Genomic DNA, 19,043 nt, shown 5'->3' with positions numbered 1-19,043 from the left:
AAACAGAGAGATAGGGCGTTCTCTTGAATCGAAATACGAAAATGCTCGAGCGCTGAATCTCACAGCCCCTTGGCTTTCAGGAAGCTGGCCGCGACTGTGCGTGGCTCCTTCTTGTCGACCTCGACCTGGCGGTTGAGCTCCTGCATGACGGGGTTGTCGAGCAGGGCGTTCACCTTCTCGAGTGTCGCGACGACCTTCTCGTTCTTCGCGATGTCGGGGCGGACGACGGGCGCCAGGAAATAGGGCGGGAACAGGCCCTTGTCGTCATCGAGCGCGACGAACTTCTCGGCTGCGATCTGCCAGTCGGTCGAGAAGCCGTTGGCGATGTCGATCTGCTTCTGCGTCAGCGCGTCGTAACGCAGGCGCAGTGCGGCGAACTGCTTGAACTCGCGGAACTCGGCGCCATAGACCTCCTTCAGCCCGGCGATGCCGTCACGCCGGTCGACGAACTCGGTGCCGGCGCCGAGGCTGAGCTTGTTCGCCACCTTGCCGAGATCGCTGAGGGTCTTGAGGTTGTAGTCCCTGGCCGTCTCCGGCCGGACCACGATGGCATAGCCGTTGTTGATGTTGGACGGCTTCAGCCAGGTCAGGTTGAACTCCTTCTCGTAGTAGGCCTTGACGATCTGGCGCACCTTCTCTGGGTCGGTCTCGGTCGTCGTCGCCTTCATCACCGCGTTGAAGCCGGTGCCCGTATATTCCGGATAGAGATCGATCGCGCCGCTCTTCAGAGCCTCGTGCGCGACCAGCGTGCCGCCGAGGTTGATCTTGCGCTCGACCTTGAAGCCGGCCTTCTCCAGGGCGGCGGCATAGAGCTCCGCCACGATGAACTGCTCGGTGAAGTTCTTCGAGCCGATCTTGATGGTCTGTGCCGTAACGGCCGTCACGGAAGAGGCGATGAGCGCAGCAGCCGCGAAGAGCATGGAGATGAGACGCATGGCGGTAAGCTCCTGAGCGTCGGTGGGTGACAGGCTAGCAAGCGGGGCGGCCGGTGCAAGCGACGGGGCGGGAAGCTGGCCTGCCGCGTTGGCCGGCGCCCGATCGGCTCATGCTCGAACTATCCGGTGGGCAGCGGGTTCCGTTCGCCGCCTCGGACCGCTTTCGGCAGGCGATTCTCGGCTGGCGAAAGCGGGCAGACCCAGGCGTCGGAATGGGCGCAGGATGGGAAGTAGGCGAAGTTGAAGTCGAGGATCAGCCGGCCGTCACCGCTCGTGCCGAGATCGGCGCTCTTGATCGTGTCGAGGAGATAGCGCCCGGCGGGATAGGTCTCGTCGCGGTTGGTCAGGTCGCCGAAGGGCAGGAAGACGCCGCCGCCATAGCCGGTGATCCAGTACAGCGTGAGTTCCTTGCCGAGCGCGGCGCCGAGCCCATCGGTGAGCGCGAACGGGACGAGCCGGACCGCCTCATCCTCGCCGAGGCTGATATCGATCGCCTCGCGAGGGCCGACGCTCTGCAGACCGACATCGAAGCGGAGTGCCGGATCGTAGGGGAAGCAATCGATACCGCCGAAGCGGGCGCGTCGTTCCGGCGGAAGCGGCGACTGCACGTGCTCGCGAAACAGCCGCTCGCGCGTGCTGCGCCAAAGCTCCCATCCTTCGTGCCCCGGCATGGAGCGGATCGTCGCATAGAGATCGGCGACCTGCCGCCGCCAATCGTGCAGGCTGGAGAAATGCTGCAGCGAGCCGGTCGTTGACCTGAGACGACCCGGTTCCTGGAATGCTTCGGCCATCGAGATACCTTCCTCGTTAGGACCGCTGCGGCCGCCCCGGCCGATCTGCCGCCATGGGCGGATCACAGAAGCGATGACTCAGCGTCACATCATGTCAGTGGGTACTTGGCTCACGCGACCGGCCGGAGATCTCCGAGCACGGTCGGGATCAGCTCCGAGACAGTCGGGTGGATCGGCACGGCCCATTGCAGGGTCGGGTAGGGGGCGTCGGCATTCATCGTGTCGAGGACGCCGTGGATCGCTTCGTCACCGCTGACGCCGAGGATCGCGGCGCCGAGGATCCGCTTGGTATCGGCATCGGCCACGACCTTCATGAAACCCTTGGTCTCGGCCCGTTCGACGGCGCGGCCTACCCGCGTCATCGGTCGCTTCGAGACCAGCAGGGGTCGCCCGCTCTTGCGGGCCTCGGTCTCGGTCATCCCGACTCGGCCGAGCGGCGGGTCGATATAGAGCGCATAGGCGGGGATGCGGTCGCTGACGCGGCGGCTCGCGCCGTCCAGGAGATTGGCGGCGACGATCTCGAAGTCGTTATAGGCGGTGTGGGTGAAGGCGCCGCGACCGTTGCAATCGCCCAGCGCCCAGATGCCGGGAACGGAGGTGGCGAGGCCATCGTCCACGGTGACGTAGCCGCGGGCGTCCGTCGCGACGCCGGCCTGGTCGAGGCCGAGATCATCGGTGTTCGGCCGGCGTCCCACCGCCAGCAGGACGTGCGAGCCGACCACCTCAGGATCACCGGAGGTGCAGTCGACGCCGACAGCCACGCCGTCCTGCTGCGGCTTGAACGCGATGCAGGTCGCGTTCGTGCGAACCGCTATCCCTTCCTCCGTCAGGAGCTCCCGGATAGCCTCGGAGACGTCCTCGTCTTCACGGGCTATCAGCCGCGGCCCCTTCTCGACGACAGTGACCTGCGCGCCGAAGCGGCGATACATCTGCGCGAATTCGAGCCCGATGTAACTCCCGCCCACGACGACCAGGTGCTTCGGCACGGTGTCGAGCCGGAGAATGGAGGTGTTCGTCAGGTAGTCGACCTCGGCGATGCCCGGCATGTCCGGCACGCTCGCGCGCCCGCCGACATCGATGAAAATGCGCGGCGCGCTCAGCAGGGTCTCTCCAATGCGGACGCGGTCAGGGCCTTCGAAACGCGCATGCCCAAGAAAGACGGTCAAACCCTCCATCCCTCGCAGCCAGCTCTCGACACCCGTGCGGGCATTGGTCGCGACGGTGTTGGCGCGGGCCGAGACCCGCTCCATGTCGATGCGGATCGGGCTGTCGATCCCGACCCCGTACTCGGCGCCGCGACGGGCCTGATGCGCGGCATAGGCGCTTGCCACCAGCGTCTTGGTCGGCATGCAGCCGGTATTGACGCAGGTCCCGCCGAACAGGTGACGCTCTGCGAAGGCCACCTTCATCCCTGAAGCGGTCAGCCGCCCCGCGAGAGAAGGGCCAGCCTGTCCGGCCCCGATGATGATGGCGTCGAAGCTGAGCTCCATGGCGTGGGCCTCCATCCGTGCTGGGACGGGAACTACGGTCGTGGCTGTCGGCGGACGTCTCGTTGCGCCAGCGGTTCGCCGCGCCGGTGCCGGTCAGCTCGGCAATGGCGCGCCGCTCTGCTCGGCTACCATGAAGTCGGCATACCATTCCGGCCAGTTCTCGTCGTGCTCGCCGGTGCGCTTTTCGTGCTCGCCATGCGCGGCGGCGGCGCGTTTGAGCGCGGCAGCGAGGTCGTCCGACGACGCGAATGCGGTGTTGCCGCTGTCCACGCGTCCGGGGAAGCGCTGGGTGATCTCCTGCAGCAGCCAGCCATTGCCGTCCGGGTCGGTGAAGGTCGCGTATGAAAGATAGCTGCGCCCCTGCGGATCCCGGCCGCTGAGTGCCGGCTGGCCCGGCCCCGTCCGATGGAATACCTCACTGACCTCGGCGCCGCCCTTGACGAGTTCGGTGCGCGCGGCCTCGATATCGGAGACGACGAGATAAAGACCGCTGGCCGAGCCGGGCGCAGCCGAGGTGATGCCGGTGCCGAAATGGATCGAGGCGGGCGAGCCTGGCGGCGTAAACTGGACGACGCGGAAGCTGGCACCAACCGGGAAGTCGGCATCCAGCCGCCAGCCCAATCCGCTATAGAACCGTTTCGCACGATCGACATCCGCGACGGGAATGGCGACGACCTCGAGCTTCAGGTCGACGCCCGGCACCTTGGCCGCTCCACCCGCAGTTTCGCTATGTTCCTGAGTGTCGCTCATATCGGACTCCTCGCTTTGCGAATGTCCTGAAAGTGGTCCTGTGCTCATATCGGCCGGGGCCGGGTCATGTCGGCAGCTGCAATGCGAAGCGGTTTTTCAGCTGCGTATTGATTGCCATGAGGATGGCATGGACACAGCAGGATGAGCGAAGTCCCGGCTTCGCCCACACCGCCTCGGCAGGCGATCGTCGATGATGCGCATGAGATCCGCCCCTATTCAAGGGCGATCCGCCGCAACATCGATGTCGATATCCGCCTGATCCGACACAGCTCTGCGCCCTTGGCCCCGGCTGACACCGTCAGGAGTCCAGGCCCGCCAGCATCCGTGTCAGAGCGGCGGACGACATCGGCCTTGCGAGCGGGAAGGCTTGGCCGGCCCAAAGCAGGGTGAAGTCGTCGCGACCTGCCGCCTCGGCCGCGCTGCGTAGCGGCCCCAGCGCCGTGCCGGCGGTCGGAAAGGCCGGCGACAGCTCCGACAGCGGTCCGAGTTCCGACATCACGCGGTTGACGATGCCGCGCGCCGGCCGGCCGGTGAACAGGTTGGTGATCGCGGTCGGCCGCTCGCTCATGCCGAGCGCCTTGCGGTAGATCGGCGAGATGTTCGCCTCGGGCGTGAACAGATAGGCGGTGCCGACCTGGACGGCAGCGGCGCCAAGTGCGAAAGCGGCTCTGACGCCGCGTCTGTCCGTGATGCCGCCGGCCGCGATGACCGGGACGGAGACGGCGTCGACGATTTGCGGCACCAGCGCGAAGGTGCCAACCTGCTCGGAGATCCGGTCGGTCAGGAAAGTGCCGCGATGGCCGCCGGCTTCGGCGCCCATGGCGATGACGGCGTCGACGCCGTGTTCGGCCAACCAGCGCGCCTCGGGCACGGTGGTGGCGGAGGCGATCACCTTGGCGCCGGCGCGCTTCACCCGCTCGAACAATTCGGGAGCGGGCAGGCCGAAATGAAAGCTGACGACCTCGGGCCGATAATCCTCGATGACAGTCGCGAGGGTTGCGTCGAAGGGCGTGCGGCCGCTCGGCGTCTTCGGCATGTCCGGATCGAGGCCGGCCTCGGCGTAATAGCCGGACAGCCGTGCGAGCCAGGCTGCCTGCCGTGCCGGATCGTCGCTCGGGGGCGTGTGGCAGAAGAAGTTGACATTGATCGGCCGGCGCGTGCCGGCCCGCACCTTGTCGAGCGCGGCCCTGAGGCCCGCCTCGTTGTATTGCGCGCCCGCCAGCGAGCCGAGCCCCCCGGCCTCGCTCACGGCGATGACCATCTCCGGTGTCGTCGCGAGAGCCATCGGGCCCTGGATGATCGGCAGATCGATGCCCAGGAGATCCAGGAGTCTCGTGTTTCCTGTCGCGTTCACGGTGAACCTCTTCGATTGGTGCCCGGTTGTTGGCGGGCGGGACGGAGCTTAGCCGCGATAGGCCTCCGCTGGGAGCTCTTTGGCGATCGGTTTGCGACGAGGTCGATCGTCAAAGCCAGGATCATCGCTGCGGCGCCGATCACGAACAGCAGCCGGTAGCTTCCGCCGCTGAACGAGAAGAGGAACGAAAGCCCTTAGGCGGCGGCCGCTCTGGATCCCATTGCACTGATGCGCATGGCTCTGACGAGACGACCCGGATGTCGCGCCCGGCTGATACCGGCTGCGCGCGTCGACGAGGGCAAGTGTGCCATCCGGTCGCCGAGGCTCCGCGCTTGACAAGCTGCTGAAACCGCGAAGGTTGGGCGTTACGAGGCTACTGGCACTGCATGGATCGCATCGACGCGATGAAGGTGTTCATAGCCGCCTTGGACGAGGGGAGCCTCGCCGGGGCGGGGCGCCAGCTCGGGCGGTCTCCGGCAGCTGTGAGTCGGGCGATCGCCTTCCTCGAGCAGCAGGTCGACGCGACGCTGCTCCACCGTACCACCCGGGCGATCAGACTGAGCGAGATCGGCGAGCGCTATGCCACCGCGTGCCGCCGCGTCCTCACCGAATTGCAGGAAGCCGAAGCCGTGGCGGCCGGCGAGCGCGTCGCGCCGCATGGCACCCTGACCATCACGGCGCCGCCGATCAGCGGCGAGGAGATCCTGCGGCCCATCATCGACGCCTTCGTCGAGGCCTACCCGACCGTCTCGGTCAATCTCGTCCTGCTCGTGCGGGGCGCGAACTTGATCGAGGAGGGGATCGACATCGCCCTGCGAATCCTGGAGCTGCCGGATTCCGCGATGACGGCGATCCGCATCGGCGGCGGCGTCAGGCCGGTGATCGTGGCCTCGCCGCGCTATCTCAGCCAGCACCCGCGCATCGCCGAGCCCGGCGATCTCAGCAGGCACAGCATCGTCGCCTGCACCGATTTCGGGCGCGACGCCTGGGTCTTCCCGCCCGCGAAGGGCGGCTCGGTTCCCCGCTCCGTCCAGTTCAAGCCGCGACTCATCGTCAACAGCGTGCGGGCGGCGCTCGGCGCGGCCGTCGGCGGGCTGGGCGTCACCCGCCTCCTCACCTATCACGTCGCCGAGCGCGTGCAGGATGGATCGCTCCAGCTCCTGCTGCGGGACGCCGAGCCACCGGCACGCCCAGTCAATCTGGTGCTGCCGCAGGGGCGTTCGAGCGTGCCGAAGGTCAGGGCGTTCCTCGACTTCGCGGTGCCCCGGCTGCGCGCGGACTTCGCCCGGCTTTCGGCCGAGTCGGTGGCGATGCAGCGCTGAGACCATCATTCTTCCGATTCATGGAAGAATGACTGCCGAGCGTCGCRCATTCAGTCGAACGATGAAATTCCCAAAATGGTGGTCACCAGGCCGAGCCGGCCAGGCGGCGTGCATTCCGCGCGCTGTCGAAGAGACGAGGATCATCATGAGCAACGAACGGAAGGTGGCGATCATCACCGGTGCTTCGCAGGGCATCGGCGCCGCGCTGGTCAAGGGTTTCCGCGATCGCAACTATCGCGTCGTCGCGACCTCGCGCTCCATCAAGCAGGGCACTGACCTCGACATTCTCGCGGTTCCCGGCGATATCGCCGATCCCGCGACGGCCGAAGCGGTCGTCCGCGAAGCACTCGCCCGCTTTGGACGGATCGACACGCTGGTGAACAATGCCGGCATCTTCATCGCCAAGCCCTTCACCGATTACACGGCCGAAGACTTTGCCGGCAAGATCGCGACCAACCTCGCCGGTTTCTTCCACATCACCCAGAAGACCGCGGGGGCGATGCTGACGCAGGGCTCGGGCCACATCGTCAGCATCACCACGAGCCTGTCCGACCACGCGATCGCCGGCGTCCCCACCGTACTCGCCAATCTGACCAAGGGCGGCATCAATTCGGCGACCAAGGCGCTCGCGATCGAATACGCCCAGAGCGGCATCCGCGTGAACGCGGTCTCGCCGGGCGTGATCAAGACGCCGATGCACGCGCCGCAGACGCACGAGTTCCTGGCCAATCTCCACCCGGTCAAGCGCATGGGCGAAATCAAGGACATCGTCGACGCCGTGCTGTTCCTGGAGAGCGCCCCGTTCGTCACGGGCGAGATCCTGCATGTCGATGGCGGACAGAGCGCCGGCCACTAAAGCGCAAGCCGAACCAGAAGGAGGCTTTCATGCCGATCGTCACCATCCAGGTCACGCGGGAGGGCTCCGGCCCTGGCCGTACCGCGGCAACCGCCGAGGAGAAGGCCAAGCTCATCGCCGGCGTCAGCCGGCTCCTGCTCGACGTGCTGAGCAAGCCGCTCGACTCCACCTTCGTGGTGATCGAGGAAGTCGATCTCGACAACTGGGGCTGGGGTGGCCTGCCTGTCCCGGAATACCGCAGGCGACGAGCGGCAAATGAGTCCGCCGCAGCAAGCTCAGGCCGGCAATCCGCGTGATATCCAAAGGACTGCCATGACCGGGGCTGGCCAGTCCCGGTCGTTCGATCTGCCCGGCGCCGAGGTGGCGATTACGCAGGTGAGGGCGCCAGGCGCGGTCCTTCTCGAGAGCCCGCGTTTGGTCCGGTGGCCTCATCTGCCGTCAAACCGGCGGGAGCCCGGCCATCCTCGCCCGCCGGTTGCGCAACCCTGCCCGCGCGTTGACGGGTCTTGAAACCGAGCCTGTGACCGCAGCAATAAGGGCGCCAAGACGCAGTCGGAAGGGGAGTGCCCGCATGGCCAAGGAATTCACCGGCAAGCGAGTGATCGTGATGGGCGGCAGCCGTGGCATCGGACGCTCCATCGCGCTTGGCTTCGCGGCGGGCGGCGCATCCGTTTCCATCTGTGCGCGGGGCGCGGGACCGCTCGAGGCGACGCGCCGGGAGATTGAGGCGCTCGGCGTCACAGCTCATGCGGCCAGCGTCGACCTTGCTGACGCGGATGCGATTGCGACCTATGTGCCCGAGGCGGTGAAGGCTCTCGGAGGGCTGGATGTCCTCGTCAACAATGCCTCCGGCTTCGGCCAATCGGATGACGAGGAGGGCTGGGCGGCCTCGCTCAGCGTCGACATGATGGCCGTTGTACGGGGCAGCCATGCGGCAATCCCGCATATGGAACCGGGCTCGTCGATCGTGAACATCTCGTCGATCTCAGCCCTGCGGGCCTCCTCGCGTTCGGCGCCTTACGGCGCCATCAAGGCGGCCGTCATGCACTACACGGCAAGTCAGGCGAAGATGCTGTCGCGGAAGGGCATCCGGGTGAACTGCGTCGCGCCGGGCTCGATCGAGTTCCCGGGCGGCTCGTGGGAAAATCGCAAGACGTCCAACCCCGAGCTCTACCGGGCGACGCTGGCCAATATCCCCTTCGGACGGATGGGCAAGCCCGAGGAGGTCGCCGAGGTCGTGCTTTTCCTCGCTTCGGGCAAGGCCAGCTGGGTCACCGGCCAAAGCATCGTGGTCGACGGCGGCCAACTTGTCGGACCCTGACCTCCGCCCGTCGTCGCGGCTATGACCTTGGCGCGCAGCAACCGCGCCAAGCGCGAGCGCTGGATCGTTGCCCGCTAGCGGACGCGCGACGTCCGCAGATGTAAAGTTCTTCAATCCGCGCTCATTTCGGCACGCCGTTGATCACGAAGAGGGCGCGCGTGAACTGATCGGGCGGGAAGCTTCCAAAGCTACGGGCATAGATCTCCTTCACACGATCCGTGCGATAGAGCTCCGCAAGCGTGGCGTCGACGAGCAAACGCAGCTTTTCGTCGCCACGCGGCAGAGCCAGCGCGTAGGTCTCGAACGTGAAATACTGGTCGGAGAGCTTCATGCCGGAGCGGTTCGGGCTGTTCAGCAGATGGTAGCTGAGGATCCCGCGATCGGCGAAATAGGCGTCGACCCTTCCCGCGGATAGGCTCCGCACACCGTCCGGATGAGTCGGCATCGGAATGATCTCGGCCTGGATTCCGAGTTGCGCCAAAGTCGCCTTCAGGACTTCCTCTGTCGTCGTGCCCGCAATACGCCGATCTTCTTGCCGCGCAGATCCTCGAGGCGGACGATTTCGCTGCTCCGGTGGAGAACCCCGGCGCCGTCAATGAAGGTCGGGAGCGAAAAATCGACGATTGCGCGGCGCGACATCGTCATCGAAGTCGGGTCGCACAGAAGATCGATCTTGCCATCACGCAGCGCTTCCAGGCGATCCGCTGAGGAGACCTCGACATATTCAATTTTGAGGGCAGGGATGGCTTGCGTCTTCTTCACGCCGGCAGCGACTTCGCGGCAGAGGTCGACAATGTATCCGGATGGCTCCCCCCTGGTCGTCCGATAGGAGTAGGGCGGCGCATCGGCCCGGAAGCCAAGCCGCAATGTACCGGTCTCGCGAGCCCGTGCCAGGGTGTCAGCCGCCGCGCTTGCCGTCGATATCGCCGTGCAAAGAAACGCGATCAAAAACGCCCGCATAATCGCCCCCGTCATCTGGCAAGTATGCGCACACTAGGCCGGCAGGATAAATCGAAGAACGTCGTTTCTGGCGGCAGAGGCTTGCGACGCTTGCGTATCGACGCGATCGCGACCTCCGGCGCGCGGCCGTTCGGCACGCGCGACCAGAGCGTTTGCGAGCGAAGCGGACGCCGGTCCGCGCAAGAATGCCGCGAAATAAAGTGATGAAGCATTTCCACGTTTCGGAGAAACGCGGAAATGCTCCAGGCTCAGGCAGCTTTTGTACTCGTCATCGGCGTCACATTCTGATTCATGCGGAACAGGTTCGACGGATCGTAACGCTGCTTCAGCATGGCGAGGCGATGATAGCTGGCTCCGTAAGCCTCCTGGACACGATCCGCCTCGTCGGCCGGCATGAAATTGATATAGGCCGTCCCGGCAGAAAGCGGTCTCGCGGTTTCGAATAGGTCTCGCGCCCAGCCGATGCAGGCCCGATCCATGCTCTGTTCACGCCATCGCGCATGGACGTTCATCACGAAATGCGAGCTGCGCTGGGGAAACGCCGTGGAGGCGGCGGCTACGCGGCCTGCCGCGCCGCCGACATGAGCGATGAAGATCTCGCACTCCGGGCCCGGCAGCTGGCGCGCCGCACGGATCAGGATTTCGATAGCCGCATCCGAGAGATCGGTGAAATCGTGGCTTTTCCAGTAGTTGCGGGCGCCCAGTGTGAGCAGGGGATCGAACGCCTGCTGCCATGCGGTGAAGGGGGCGGCTCCCACCACATCGGCGATCGGCATCCCGATCGAGCGCAGCCTGGCAGTCGCCTTTTCGCCCTCGGCGATGTCGCCGCAGTAGCACATCGCGAGGATCAGAACTTCCTTGCCGTGCCATTCCGCCGGCAGAAACGGGAGAGGCGGTGCCTGCCGTATCACAGCCCAGCAAGTCAGCTCGTCGGGGGCGGTTTCGAGCGCCGCGCGGTAGTTCTTCAGGACCAGCTCGGCATCGTCGAGCGGATGCACGACGAGGCCGGAAAGGACGTTGGGGCCAAACCTGTGAAGCCGGAACTCGAACCCCGTCACGACGCCGAAATTGCCGCCGCCGCCGCGAAGAGCCCAGAACAGGTCCGGATCCTCCGTCGCGCTGGCCCGCCGGAGTTCGCCATCGGCAGTAACGATCTCCACCGACACGAGGTTGTCCAGGGTCAGGCCAAACTTCCGCGTGATCCAGCCGAAGCCGCCTCCCAGCGTCAGCCCGGCGATACCTGTGGTCGAATTGATGCCCGTCGGCACGATCAGCCCGGCGGCCTGCGTCTCCTTGTCGACATCGGCAAGGGTTGCACCCGGTTCGACCCAGGCACGCTGTGCCGCCGCATCGACGCGGACTGATTTCATCTGCGAAAGATCGATCATCAGGCCGCCATCGCAGACGGCATTCCCGGCGATGCCATGGCCACCGCCCCGCACCGAGACGAGCAGGCCGTTGTCGCGCGCAAAGCGAACCGCGCTGACGACATCGGCGGCGGACATACAGCGTATGATCAGCCCGGGTCTGCGATCGATCATCCCGTTCCAGATTGCGCGCGCGTCATCGTAGCCTGCGTCGCTCGTGTCGAGGATGCTGCCGCTCAGTTGCGCGGCAAGCGTTTCGATGACCGAGGTAGCGATGCTCGTCTTTCCGGCCGTCAGCGTCGTGAGGCTGTATGCAGGCATGATGGCTCCTCCCGAGCGGGTGCACTAGGTTTCGGCCCCCCGGCTATCGGGAATGTGCGTCCATTCGTGGCTCCTCTCCGTGATGCAGCTCACACAGCCGCGAGCTGCAAAGCGACAACCGACGATCTCCATAGACTCCGCTTCAGAAATCACAAAAACTTATCTTTTACAGAGAGTTAAGCGTGTAATCTGGAGTCGGAAGTGAGCTTCAGCCTGTCGAAGAAGAGCTCGCAGGCCTCGGCGACGCGCCCTACGGATTCGTCATCGACGTCCAGATGGGTGACCCAGCGCAGCGTTCCGTAGCGCCCGCTGACCGCGATACCGCGACTGCGCAGAAACTCGACGAAGGCGCCGACGTCGAGCCCCTTGGGCGTCATGAACACCATGTTCGTGCGTGCCGATCCTGCGCCAAGGTCGGGGAAATGCGCGAGCACCGCCGCGAGATCCGCGGCGCGCCGATGATCTTCGCTGAGCCGTGTGACGTTGTGCTCCAGCGCGTAGATCGCGGCCGCAGCGATCACGCCGGTCTGGCGCATGCCGCCGCCCAGCATCTTCCGGATCCGGCGGGCCTTTTCGATGAACTCCTTCGGGCCGACGAGGATGGAGCCGATCGGCGCTCCCAGGCCCTTGGAAAGGCACAGGGACACGGTGTCGAACTGCCCGGCGATCCAGGCGGCATCGCGGTTGCTCGCCGCGGCCGCGTTCATCAGGCGGGCGCCGTCGAGATGGGTCGCAAGGCCGCGCGAGCGGGCGAGCCCTGTCGCAGCCTCCAGATAGGCATCGGGCAGGACGAGGCCGTTGAAGGTGTTCTCCAGCGCCAGCAGCCGGGTGATCGCGAAGTGAAAGTCGTTCGGCTTGATCGCGTTGGCGATGGCCTCCAGCGCGATCGTTCCGTCCGGCTCGTTAGGCAGGGGCTGCGGCTGGATCGAGCCCAGCACGGCCGCGCCGCCGCCTTCCAGCCGATAGGTGTGGGCCATCTGGCCGACGAGATACTCCTCGCCGCGGCCGCAATGGGCCATCAGCCCGGCGAGGTTGGCCTGCGTGCCGGTGGGGAAGAAGAGGGCGGCTTCCTTCCCCAATCGCTCGGCGGTCATGGCCTCCAGGCGCTTGGTGGTCGGGCAGTCGTCATAGACGGCGTCGCCAACCTCAGCCGCAGCCATGGCAGCACGCATCCCCTTGTCGGGGCGCGTGACCGTATCCGAACGGAAGTCATCCACCAGCATCGATCAGATCCTTTTTGACTGTGAGTTTGCCGCAGCGAGGGCCCCGCTGCGGGCGGTATGCGAAAAGACGCGGCTCAACATTCGGGCAAATTGACCGCCAAGCCGCCGAGGCTGGTTTCCTTGAAACGCTCGTTCATGGCTTCGCCTGTCTGCCGCATGGCCTCGATGCAGTTGTCGAGCGGCATGAAATGCGAGCCGTCGCCGCGCAGGGCGAGCGATGCCGCCGCGACGGCCTTGATGGCGCCTATTCCGTTGCGTTCGATGCACGGCACCTGGACGAGGCCCGCCGCAGGATCGCAGGTCATGCCGAGATGGTGTTCGAGGGCGATCTCCGCGGCATTCTCGATCTGTGCCGGCGATCCACCCAGCACGCCGCAGAAGCCGGCGGCTGCCATCGCGGCTGCGGAACCGACTTCGCCCTGGCAACCTGCCTCGGCTCCGGAGATCGAAGCGTTGTGCTTGATCAATCCGCCGATGGCCGCAGCCGTGAGCAGGAAATCGGTGATCTTCTCGGGTTCCGCCCCGATGCAATGATCCAGATAATAGCGCAGCACCGCGGGCACGACGCCTGCGGCGCCGTTGGTCGGGGAGGTCACCACCCTGCCGCCGGCTGCATTCTCTTCGTTCACGGCCATTGCGTAGACGCTGAGCCAGTCCGCGGCCGCGTGAGGCTGGGAGCGATTGGCCTGCCGCTCGGCAATGAGCTGCCGATGAATTCTCGCCGCTCTCCGCCGCACGCGCAGCCCGCCCGGCAGTTCGCCGTCCTGGTTCAGGCCGCGTTCGATGCACCCATTCATGACCGACCAGAGGCGGGCGAGACCGCGTTCGACCTCTTCGGGCGGCTGGAGGTGGATCTCGTTCGCGCGCTTCATCTCCGCGATGGACAGCCCGCTCTCTTGCGCCATGCGCAGCATCGTCGCCGCGTTCGCGAAGGGATAGGGCCAGGATGCCGCCTCCGTCGCGGACGGCGGCGCCTCGCGCTCCTGTGCCGTCACCACAAAGCCGCCGCCGATCGAATAGTAGGTCTCGCTCAACACCACCGCCCCGGTGGAATCGCGAGCAGACAGAACGAGCCCGTTTGCATGACCGGGCAAGGGCGGCCCGTAGTCGAAGACGATGTCGGTGGCTGGATCGAACGCGAGCGGCGGCAGTCCCTCGAGGTGCAGGAGATGACTGCGACCGAGTGCCTCGAACTGACGCTCCGCCGCGTCGAAATCGAACTCGGCCGGCGTCCAGCCGAGAAGGCCGAGCGTCACGGCACGGTCCGTGGCATGGCCCTTTCCCGTGAATGCGAGCGAGCCGTACAGCGTCGCCCCGACTGCCGCCGCGCGACCACGAGCGGGGCATCGGCGCAGGAGGTCCAAGAAATGCCCCGCAGCCGTCATCGGCCCCATCGTATGCGAAGACGAGGGGCCGATGCCGATCTTGAAGACGTCGAAAACGCTCAGGAACATTCTGCGACTCCTGTCGAACTCGATCTTGCGCGATGCGCGCGAACGAGGATCCGCGGCCGTCGCCTAACCTCAGACAGCGATCGCCATACCGTCGCGCTGTGGATCGGCTCCACCCGAACACGTCCCATCGACAATCCCGATCGCATGGAGTGCGGCGAAAGGGAATGTCTGGGCCGAACGCCTGACGTCGTATCCGGCGCCGGTGAGTTCGGTGCTGACGCAGCGGCGAATGTCGTTGGAGATGCCGATCGCGTTCGAAACGGCCATGATCCATAGAGAACGCGGAATCCAATCGGATCGGACCGCGATCTGATCGGCGCATGCTCTGGAATTGCAGAAGCGGCCGTTCGCCTTTGGCCGTCAATGCACGGCTGTTCGCTGCAGACGAAGCGATCGGGGTGTCCCTTTCGGTGGGGTCGTCATGGATCGAACGCGGTATCGTCCGCTCTTCCTCGGCGCGGCGGACGAACGACACCGTCCGGCGCCGGATCGACCGTTCGACGCTCTCGGCATGCGGGAACACTCCCATCCAATCGGGATGCGGCTCGACGACCGCAGCCAGCAGGCACATCACGCCGTAGATGCAGGAATATGCGCGCCTTCCTTCCGAAAACGAGCGCGGGCGAAAGTCGGGCTGATTGCAGCGCAGGGCGGCTGAATGGTCCTGCCGGGGAGGGACGCGGGAGGTTCAACGCGGCTTCGGGGCCCGGCTTGGCACGGCCAGGCGGCCATGCCGAGCCCGTGGGGACTTCAGAACAGGAAGTAGCGTTGGGCCATGGGAAGCGAAGCCGCCGGCTCGCAGGTGATGAGCTCACCGTCGATGCGCACCTGATAGTTCTGCGGATCAACCTCGATCTTCGGCGTCAGCGAATTGTGGATCATGTCCTTCTTGCGGACGCCGCGCGTGCCTTTCACCGCCACCAACTGCTTCTGCAGATTGAGCTTGTCGCCGATCTTGTCGTCGAGTGCCGCCTGCGAGACGAAGGTGACCCCGGTCTTGCCGCGCGCCCGGCCGAGGATGCCGAACATCGGCCGGTAATGCACCGGCTGCGGCGTCGAGATCGAGGCGTTCGGGTCTCCCATCGGCGCGGTGGCGATCATGCCACCGATCAGGACCAGCGATGGCTTGACGCCGAAGAAGGCCGGCTTCCAGAGCACGAGGTCGGCACGCTTGCCGATTTCGACCGAGCCGACCTCATGGGCGAAGCCATGCGTGATCGCGGGATTGATCGTGTATTTGGCGACATAGCGCTTGCACCGGAAATTGTCGTTGCGCTCGCTGTCCTCGGGCAGCGGTCCCCGCTGAACCTTCATCTTGTGCGCAGTCTGCCAGCAGCGAAGCGTCGTCTCGCCGATGCGGCCCATGGCCTGCGAGTCCGACGACATCATCGAGAAGGCGCCGAGATCGTGGAGGATATCCTCCGCCGCGATCGTCTCCTTGCGGATGCGCGACTCGGCGAAGGCGACATCCTCCGGAATCTGCGGGCTGAGATGGTGGCACACCATCAGCATGTCGAGATGCTCGTCGATGGTGTTGATCGTGTAGGGGCGGGTCGGGTTGGTCGAGGACGGAAGGATGTTCTCCTGCCCCGCCGCGGTGATGATGTCCGGTGCATGGCCGCCACCGGCACCTTCCGTATGGAAGGAGTGGATGGCGCGGCCCTTCATCGCCGCGAAGGTATCGGCGACGAAGCCGCTCTCGTTCAGCGTGTCCGAATGCAGCGCGACCTGGACGTCCATCTCGTCGGCAACCGTCAGGCAGTTGTCGATCGCGGCCGGGGTCGTGCCCCAGTCCTCGTGCAGCTTGAGGCCGATGACGCCGGCCCGAACCTGCTCGCGCAGCGGCTCCGGCAGGCTGGCGTTGCCCTTGCCGAGCAGGCCCACATTGACTGGCAGGTCCTCGATCGCCTCCAGCATGCGGTGGATGTACCAGGGCCCCGGTGTAACGGTGGTGGCGAGCGTGCCGACGGAAGGCCCCGTGCCGCCGCCGACCAGCGTGGTCGTGCCACTGTTGAGCGCCTCGTCCGCCTGCTGCGGCGCGATGAAATGGATATGGCTGTCGATGCCGCCCGCGGTCAGAATCTTGCCTTCGCCCGCGATGACGTCGGTGCCCGGGCCGATGACGATGTCGACGCCGGGCTGGATGTCGGGATTGCCAGCCTTGCCGATCGCGGCGATGCGCCCGTCCTTGATGCCGACATCCGCCTTCACGATCCCCCAATGGTCGAGGATGACCGCGTTGGTAATCACGAGGTCCACGACCTCGGCGGCATTGCGCTGGCCCTGGCCCATGCCGTCGCGGATGACCTTGCCGCCGCCGAAGGTGACTTCGTCGCCATAGACGGTGCGGTCTTCCTCGATCTCGATCACCAATTCGGTGTCGGCGAGGCGGATGCGATCGCCCTTGGTCGGGCCGTAGAGGGACGCGTAGTTTTCGCGGGTGATGCGCACCATCTCAGGCCTCCAGCTTTCCCATGACCCTGGCGTTGAAGCCGTAGACGATCCGGTCGCCGGCGAGCGCGACGAGCCGGACCGTCCGCAGTTGTCCGGGCTCGAAGCGCACGGCCGTCCCGGCGGGAATGTCGAGCCGGAAGCCTCTCGCCGCCTCGCGGTCGAAGTGCAGCGCCGCATTGGTCTCGTAGAAATGATAGTGCGAACCGACCTGGATCGGCCGGTCGCCGGAATTGGCGACGTCGATCGACCGGGTTTCGCGCCCGGCATTGAGCTCGATCTCGCCGTCCTCGATGAAGAATTCACCTGGGATCATGTCGCAACCTCACGGAATGGGGCTGTGGACGGTGACCAGCTTGGTTCCGTCCGGGAAGGTGGCCTCGACCTGGACGTCGTGGATCATCTCCGGCACGCCCTCCATCACGTCCTCGCGCGTCAACAGGGTCGCGCCATAGGACATCAGATCCGCCACCGTGCGGCCTTCCCGCGCGCCTTCGAGGATGGCCGCCGAAATATAGGCAACCGCTTCGGGATAGTTCAGCTTGATCCCGCGCGCCTTCCTTCGTTCCGCCAGCAACGCTGCCGTGAAGAGGAGGAGCTTATCTTTTTCACGTGGAAGAAGTTCCATCGCCTTCCCTCGCTCAGCGGCTAGAGTGTCTAGGTTGCCCAGATGCGCGGCGCGCTCGCGGCCTTGCCTTGGCCCAGCGTCCGCAGCCTATCCCATGCACGGACGAACAGCGCCTTGCCGTCCGCGACCCGCGGCCCGAGGTAGCGGCACACCACCACCTGTTCGAGCTGGCTGACTGAAAAGGTGCCCGGGGCGCTTTCGCCGATGGCGGCCTGTACCTGCTCCGCCGCGTCGTTAGGAACTGCCCCGGCATAGACCATCGTGCCCCATGTCGGCTGCCCGGCCAGCGCAAATGCTGCGCGGAGGAGGGCGGATCCGCCGGCGAGTTCGATCCGCTCGAACCAGATCGGCTTGCCGTCCCGCGTGATCTCGACGCGTTGCCTGAGTCTTCCCGTCTCGAAACGCTCATCGGCGGCAGGACGGCCCAGGCAGAGAAAGTCCCACCCGACATAGGTGGCGTCGGCCGCGAGCGACACCTTGGTCTCGATGCAGGCATCGGCACCATCGAAAAGGATCGTTTCCTGCGGCAGGTATTCGCAGACCGCCCCGGCCCCGGCCTCGATGGAGGTCGACTGCGTGCTGCTGTCCTGGTCGCTGCGGTAGAATTTCGTCGCACCGGGCGTCGTCAGCACCACGCGCGCTTCGGCATCGAGATGAAAACGCAGGTCGAGCCTGTCGCCGCCCGCAACGCCACCCGGCGGATGCAGCAGATAGACATGGCAGGTTCCATCCTTTTCCGGATGGAAGGGGCGCTGCACGACGAGCGGGCCGAGATGGCGGCGGCGCATGAGGCGGCTCTTGCCGGCATTCGACGCGAACCACAACTCCAGCTCGGCAAGCCAATGGCTCGGCTGCGCGACATAGCGTGCACGCTCGTTCATATCGGCAGGTAACCGCGCAGCTTCCGAATGCGGAACTGCCATGGTCGCATTCATGAACCGCTCTTCAGCCAAATCGTTCAAGTGTTTTGGATCAAAAACAAGCTCAATTGAAGCCGGGTTGCGTCGCATGGCTTCGGCAGCGCAGCAAATAAAAGCGGCAATCGGCGGTCAGATAGCTCAAAAATTGCCCACAGCCCCATTTCAATACAGTCTACTTCACGCTGGCTGACTGCCGCTCCGTCGAGCATCGAAATGGTTCCCGACTGGATACTAGTGCAGCTGCGCTCTTTGCGTTAACTCCTAGCGAGCCTTCATTGCGGAAGCGTCACTGGAGCCCCTCCTGTCGTTTCGCTGAAGGCCGGGCACCACATCAGCCAGGGCGGGATGTCGAATGTTGAAAGCGGTAGCCGTCAGGCGCGCATCGCAGATGGGGACGAGCCATGAGCCGGTGCTTGGCAGGGCGGTCCTTCAGCACGACGAGCGTCACCTGCGTCGCCGGGCGATCGAACTGGTCGATGGCCGGAAGATCCAGGTCGATCTCTCCGAGACGGTCGTGCTGACGGCCGGTGACGAGTTGCTGCTGGAAGGAAGCGGCTGCATCGAGATCGCGGCCGCGAGCGAGCCCCTTTACGCCATCCGCGGCCAAGATCCCGTCCATGTCACGGAGCTCGCCTGGCATATCGGCAACCGTCACCTCGCCGCGGCCATCGAGGCGGACCGAATCCTGATCCTGCGCGATCATGTCATCAAGGCGATGCTCGAGGGACTTGGCGCCAGGGTCGAGGAGATCGTGGCGGAGTTCAATCCGGTTCGCGGCGCCTATTCCGGTCACGGCCACTCGCATGGCGGTTCGGGGCATCATCATGGGGATGGCGAGCACCATTCCCATCCCCATACTCACGGGGAGCAAGGTCGCCATCACGGCTGAAGCCGTGGAGC

The 19,043-nt window shown here is 65.5% G+C and carries 19 protein-coding genes; 5 read left to right on the top strand and 14 right to left on the bottom strand.

Translation table 11 applies throughout. The features are described 5' to 3' along the window. Positions 1-59 precede the first annotated feature (59 nt). From AB4Z10_RS09930 to AB4Z10_RS09910, 5 genes are all read right to left on the bottom strand, one after another. Positions 60-935, bottom strand: a complete 876-nt coding sequence (locus AB4Z10_RS09930) for a glycine betaine ABC transporter substrate-binding protein (RefSeq protein ID WP_441470229.1) — start codon at positions 933-935, stop codon at positions 60-62. 119 nt (positions 936-1,054) lie between these two features. Further along, positions 1,055-1,726 carry a DUF1684 domain-containing protein gene (locus AB4Z10_RS09925; RefSeq protein ID WP_441470228.1) on the bottom strand — a complete coding sequence of 224 codons (672 nt, stop codon included), beginning with the start codon at positions 1,724-1,726 and terminating at the stop codon, positions 1,055-1,057. Between the two features lie 110 nt (positions 1,727-1,836). Next, a complete protein-coding gene (locus AB4Z10_RS09920) occupies positions 1,837-3,216 on the bottom strand; it encodes an FAD-containing oxidoreductase (RefSeq protein ID WP_441470227.1) in 1,380 nt (459 codons plus the stop codon). 93 nt (positions 3,217-3,309) lie between these two features. Continuing rightward, positions 3,310-3,966: a VOC family protein gene (locus AB4Z10_RS09915; protein WP_441470226.1), complete on the bottom strand. Its 657-nt coding sequence runs from the start codon at positions 3,964-3,966 to the stop codon at positions 3,310-3,312. 298 nt (positions 3,967-4,264) lie between these two features. Further along, positions 4,265-5,320 carry an NAD(P)H-dependent flavin oxidoreductase gene (locus AB4Z10_RS09910; RefSeq protein WP_441470225.1) on the bottom strand — a complete coding sequence of 352 codons (1,056 nt, stop codon included), beginning with the start codon at positions 5,318-5,320 and terminating at the stop codon, positions 4,265-4,267. Between the two features lie 386 nt (positions 5,321-5,706). Here AB4Z10_RS09910 and AB4Z10_RS09905 point away from each other — a divergent pair, with 386 nt between their 5' ends. The 4 genes from AB4Z10_RS09905 to AB4Z10_RS09890 all read left to right on the top strand — a co-directional run bounded on the left by AB4Z10_RS09905 (position 5,707) and on the right by AB4Z10_RS09890 (position 8,819). Next, the gene (locus AB4Z10_RS09905; RefSeq protein WP_441470224.1) at positions 5,707-6,642 is read left to right on the top strand and encodes a LysR family transcriptional regulator; all 936 of its coding nucleotides are present in this window, start codon (positions 5,707-5,709) and stop codon (positions 6,640-6,642) included. A gap of 145 nt (positions 6,643-6,787) precedes the next feature. Then, positions 6,788-7,498 (top strand): SDR family NAD(P)-dependent oxidoreductase, encoded by a 711-nt coding sequence (locus AB4Z10_RS09900; protein WP_441470223.1) that lies wholly within the window; start codon positions 6,788-6,790, stop codon positions 7,496-7,498. A 29-nt stretch (positions 7,499-7,527) separates the two neighbouring features. Next, positions 7,528-7,794 carry a tautomerase family protein gene (locus tag AB4Z10_RS09895; RefSeq protein WP_441470222.1) on the top strand — a complete coding sequence of 89 codons (267 nt, stop codon included), beginning with the start codon at positions 7,528-7,530 and terminating at the stop codon, positions 7,792-7,794. 275 nt (positions 7,795-8,069) lie between these two features. Then, complete coding sequence (locus AB4Z10_RS09890) at positions 8,070-8,819, top strand: SDR family NAD(P)-dependent oxidoreductase (RefSeq protein ID WP_441470221.1); 750 nt, start codon at positions 8,070-8,072, stop codon at positions 8,817-8,819. Positions 8,820-8,940: 121 nt separating this feature from the next. Here AB4Z10_RS09890 and AB4Z10_RS09885 read toward each other — a convergent pair whose 3' ends face one another. From AB4Z10_RS09885 to AB4Z10_RS09845, 9 genes are all read right to left on the bottom strand, one after another. After that, positions 8,941-9,264 carry a type 2 periplasmic-binding domain-containing protein gene (locus tag AB4Z10_RS09885; protein WP_441470220.1) on the bottom strand — a complete coding sequence of 108 codons (324 nt, stop codon included), beginning with the start codon at positions 9,262-9,264 and terminating at the stop codon, positions 8,941-8,943. A 44-nt stretch (positions 9,265-9,308) separates the two neighbouring features. Then, the gene (locus AB4Z10_RS09880; RefSeq protein ID WP_441470219.1) at positions 9,309-9,794 is read right to left on the bottom strand and encodes a transporter substrate-binding domain-containing protein; all 486 of its coding nucleotides are present in this window, start codon (positions 9,792-9,794) and stop codon (positions 9,309-9,311) included. A gap of 233 nt (positions 9,795-10,027) precedes the next feature. Next, the gene (locus AB4Z10_RS09875; protein ID WP_441470218.1) at positions 10,028-11,467 is read right to left on the bottom strand and encodes an FAD-binding oxidoreductase; all 1,440 of its coding nucleotides are present in this window, start codon (positions 11,465-11,467) and stop codon (positions 10,028-10,030) included. A 176-nt stretch (positions 11,468-11,643) separates the two neighbouring features. Continuing rightward, positions 11,644-12,690, bottom strand: coding sequence for a low-specificity L-threonine aldolase (gene ltaE / locus AB4Z10_RS09870; RefSeq protein ID WP_441470217.1), 1,047 nt, complete (start codon positions 12,688-12,690; stop codon positions 11,644-11,646). Between the two features lie 74 nt (positions 12,691-12,764). Then, positions 12,765-14,144, bottom strand: coding sequence for an L-serine ammonia-lyase (locus tag AB4Z10_RS09865; RefSeq protein ID WP_441470216.1), 1,380 nt, complete (start codon positions 14,142-14,144; stop codon positions 12,765-12,767). 750 nt (positions 14,145-14,894) lie between these two features. Beyond that, a complete protein-coding gene (gene ureC / locus AB4Z10_RS09860) occupies positions 14,895-16,598 on the bottom strand; it encodes an urease subunit alpha (RefSeq protein ID WP_441470215.1) in 1,704 nt (567 codons plus the stop codon). Between the two features lies 1 nt (position 16,599). Continuing rightward, positions 16,600-16,911: an urease subunit beta gene (locus AB4Z10_RS09855; RefSeq protein WP_441470214.1), complete on the bottom strand. Its 312-nt coding sequence runs from the start codon at positions 16,909-16,911 to the stop codon at positions 16,600-16,602. A 9-nt stretch (positions 16,912-16,920) separates the two neighbouring features. Next, positions 16,921-17,223 carry an urease subunit gamma gene (gene ureA, locus AB4Z10_RS09850; RefSeq protein ID WP_441470213.1) on the bottom strand — a complete coding sequence of 101 codons (303 nt, stop codon included), beginning with the start codon at positions 17,221-17,223 and terminating at the stop codon, positions 16,921-16,923. Between the two features lie 29 nt (positions 17,224-17,252). Then, entirely contained in the window at positions 17,253-18,233 is a 981-nt protein-coding gene (locus tag AB4Z10_RS09845; RefSeq protein WP_441470212.1) for an urease accessory protein UreD, read from the bottom strand. Positions 18,234-18,495: 262 nt separating this feature from the next. On the opposite strand from AB4Z10_RS09845, the gene AB4Z10_RS09840 reads away from it, so the two are divergent. After that, positions 18,496-19,032, top strand: coding sequence for an urease accessory protein UreE (locus AB4Z10_RS09840; protein ID WP_441470211.1), 537 nt, complete (start codon positions 18,496-18,498; stop codon positions 19,030-19,032). The last annotated feature ends 11 nt before the right edge of the window (positions 19,033-19,043 follow it).

This window comes from Allobosea sp. RAF48, assembly GCF_052114025.1.
Classification (GTDB): Bacteria; Pseudomonadota; Alphaproteobacteria; order Rhizobiales; family Beijerinckiaceae; genus Allobosea.
This window is presented reverse-complemented; position numbering and strand designations above follow the sequence as displayed.

Excerpts from the sequence above, each read along its gene's own strand:
- AB4Z10_RS09930 (WP_441470229.1), bottom strand. The coding sequence starts at position 935 with ATGCGTCTCATCTCCATGCTCTTCGCGGCTGCTGCGCTCATCGCCTCT.
- AB4Z10_RS09925 (WP_441470228.1), bottom strand. The coding sequence starts at position 1,726 with ATGGCCGAAGCATTCCAGGAACCGGGTCGTCTCAGGTCAACGACCGGC.
- AB4Z10_RS09920 (WP_441470227.1), bottom strand. The coding sequence starts at position 3,216 with ATGGAGCTCAGCTTCGACGCCATCATCATCGGGGCCGGACAGGCTGGC.
- AB4Z10_RS09915 (WP_441470226.1), bottom strand. The coding sequence starts at position 3,966 with ATGAGCGACACTCAGGAACATAGCGAAACTGCGGGTGGAGCGGCCAAG.
- AB4Z10_RS09905 (WP_441470224.1), top strand. The coding sequence starts at position 5,707 with ATGGATCGCATCGACGCGATGAAGGTGTTCATAGCCGCCTTGGACGAG.
- AB4Z10_RS09900 (WP_441470223.1), top strand. The coding sequence starts at position 6,788 with ATGAGCAACGAACGGAAGGTGGCGATCATCACCGGTGCTTCGCAGGGC.
- AB4Z10_RS09895 (WP_441470222.1), top strand. The coding sequence starts at position 7,528 with ATGCCGATCGTCACCATCCAGGTCACGCGGGAGGGCTCCGGCCCTGGC.
- AB4Z10_RS09890 (WP_441470221.1), top strand. The coding sequence starts at position 8,070 with ATGGCCAAGGAATTCACCGGCAAGCGAGTGATCGTGATGGGCGGCAGC.
- AB4Z10_RS09885 (WP_441470220.1), bottom strand. The coding sequence starts at position 9,264 with ATGCCGACTCATCCGGACGGTGTGCGGAGCCTATCCGCGGGAAGGGTC.
- AB4Z10_RS09880 (WP_441470219.1), bottom strand. The coding sequence starts at position 9,794 with ATGACGGGGGCGATTATGCGGGCGTTTTTGATCGCGTTTCTTTGCACG.
- AB4Z10_RS09875 (WP_441470218.1), bottom strand. The coding sequence starts at position 11,467 with ATGCCTGCATACAGCCTCACGACGCTGACGGCCGGAAAGACGAGCATC.
- ltaE (WP_441470217.1), bottom strand. The coding sequence starts at position 12,690 with ATGCTGGTGGATGACTTCCGTTCGGATACGGTCACGCGCCCCGACAAG.
- AB4Z10_RS09865 (WP_441470216.1), bottom strand. The coding sequence starts at position 14,144 with ATGTTCCTGAGCGTTTTCGACGTCTTCAAGATCGGCATCGGCCCCTCG.
- ureC (WP_441470215.1), bottom strand. The coding sequence starts at position 16,598 with ATGGTGCGCATCACCCGCGAAAACTACGCGTCCCTCTACGGCCCGACC.
- AB4Z10_RS09855 (WP_441470214.1), bottom strand. The coding sequence starts at position 16,911 with ATGATCCCAGGTGAATTCTTCATCGAGGACGGCGAGATCGAGCTCAAT.
- ureA (WP_441470213.1), bottom strand. The coding sequence starts at position 17,223 with ATGGAACTTCTTCCACGTGAAAAAGATAAGCTCCTCCTCTTCACGGCA.
- AB4Z10_RS09845 (WP_441470212.1), bottom strand. The coding sequence starts at position 18,233 with ATGCGACGCAACCCGGCTTCAATTGAGCTTGTTTTTGATCCAAAACAC.
- AB4Z10_RS09840 (WP_441470211.1), top strand. The coding sequence starts at position 18,496 with ATGTTGAAAGCGGTAGCCGTCAGGCGCGCATCGCAGATGGGGACGAGC.